The following is a 1,904-nucleotide window of genomic DNA, read 5'->3' on the forward strand; positions in this document are numbered from 1 at the left end:
ATCTTTAGCCACTGACTGAACATAAGCCTTTTTATTCATGAACTTAAGCATATCTATCCTCCTTGCTACATAACGCCTTGTTAAGGTGTGAGGCGCGCAATACCGAAGCTTCCGCATACCACCTTAACCACTAAAACCAACGCATAGTCAAAATGCCACGCGTGCCGAATCACTCTTGAACAATTTGTTAGCATACTTTTTAAATGCTCATAGTTCTTTAAGTGATTCTCTTAGTTTATCCATAGTTTGAATTCCAAGTTCACTACTAACCCAACCGTACTGGTCGCCATGGAACCTAGGGAAAATATGCAAATGGTAGTGATCGAGCTCGTTGAAATGAGGTGCCTCTCCATTGTTTTGCATAAAGCCGATACCATCGGGATTGAACTTAGCTTCTATACGTTTATATAAATCTCTTGCAACGTCGGTGATCTCTAAAAACACAGACTCAGGCAAGTCGATGAAAGTACGATATTGAGTCTTAGGACAGATTAAAATATGTCCAAAGTTGATTGGGTCATGATCTGCAAAAGCTATAACTTGGTCAGATTCATACACGATGACCGAGTCAATTTCACGATTAACAATTTGTTCGACTATCGTAGTCATCTGAACTCCTATCAAAGTATGCTAACGCCCTGTTAAGGGGTGAGCAACGCAATACCGATGCTGCCGCATACCACCTTAAATACTAAAACCAACGCATAGTGAAAATGCCACGCATTGCGAATCCCTCTTGAACAGTTTGTTATGTGCGTGCAAATTGAGGTACTTATGCCAATGTTGCTGCCCTTTCAAAACTACTCTGTAATCTTCGTAGCCCAATGAACTGTAGAGCTTTTTAGCTGCAACATTATCATCACCGACCTCTAATGTGATTTTGAGGTAATCATTATCACGACAATACTGTTCGATACCATTCATCTGCGCATTGCCAACACCTTTACTACGAAAGTTGTCCGACACCATAAAGTCATGGATATTCATCACTCTTTGCGCACGATAAGTTGAGAACGATTCAAAGCAAACCGCAAAACCGGCGGGCTTATCGTCGACAAAACTGATAAATCCGTGGAAATAAGGCAATGAAAATAGCTGAGCAATTACTGAGAGATCTAGCTCAACTGAGAGTTCAGATAGGTACTCTCTAAACAAAGCCTCGAATATACCTTTGTCCTCAATGCTTTCTGTTTCGATACGCCTGATTGTGATTTCCATATTCATTTCCACCAAAGCACATAACGCCGCATTAAGTGGTGAGCAACGCAGACCACTGAACTTAAGGTATTGTGCCGTAAACACTAAAATTGAAGCAAACCAAAAATGCCGAGCGTTGTGAATCCGTCTTAAATGCTTTGTTATAAGCGTGGCTTCAACATGTGCACAAACTGACTATCTTGAGCGGTTACTTCAAACCCAAACCTTTTATACAGTTGCCCTACTCGATTTCCTTGTAAATAGCAGAGCTTTACCGGCAAAGATTTTTCTTGTGCAAGTTGGATAACCGTGCTCAAAACTTGGCTACCGATACCATTACCTTGATATTCTGGCAGCAAGAAAAAACGACCAAAATACAAATGGTCAGATTTATATTGTACTAGGTAGCTACCAACACTAAAGCCGTTAACCTCAATGATAGTTGGCTTAGATTCTTCCCACTCGCTACGATGGATTTCAATTTGGACATTTTCATCCCAGCCAAAGATAGCTTTGATTGGTTCATATTCCGCCACTTTCTTGAGATGAAACAAGAAATCGTAATCTTCAACTTCAGCTTGACGAGTTACAAACAAGATACTCTCCAGACTAATTATTAATGGAAGCTTATAACGCCCTGTTAAGGTGTGAGCAACGCAATACCGATGCCGCCGCATACCACCTTAAACACTAAACGCAACGCATAG

General features: G+C 40.9%; 2 protein-coding genes and 1 pseudogene. All 3 read right to left on the bottom strand.

Going from position 1 to position 1,904, the window contains the following annotated elements; all coding sequences use genetic code 11:
• Nucleotides 1–207: 207 nt before the first annotated feature.
• Nucleotides 208–609 (bottom strand): HIT family protein, encoded by a 402-nt coding sequence (locus R7F67_RS23805; RefSeq protein ID WP_017636213.1) that lies wholly within the window; start codon nucleotides 607–609, stop codon nucleotides 208–210.
• A 153-nt stretch (nucleotides 610–762) separates the two neighbouring features.
• Nucleotides 763–1,218: pseudogene (locus R7F67_RS23810) on the bottom strand (N-acetyltransferase family protein); the annotation flags it as partial.
• Nucleotides 1,219–1,358: 140 nt separating this feature from the next.
• A complete protein-coding gene (locus R7F67_RS23815) occupies nucleotides 1,359–1,796 on the bottom strand; it encodes a GNAT family N-acetyltransferase (protein ID WP_258647144.1) in 438 nt (145 codons plus the stop codon).
• Between the last annotated feature and the right edge of the window lie 108 nt (nucleotides 1,797–1,904).

The organism is Vibrio sp. YT-17 (assembly GCF_033337375.1).
GTDB classification, from domain to species: domain Bacteria; phylum Pseudomonadota; class Gammaproteobacteria; order Enterobacterales; family Vibrionaceae; genus Vibrio; species Vibrio alginolyticus.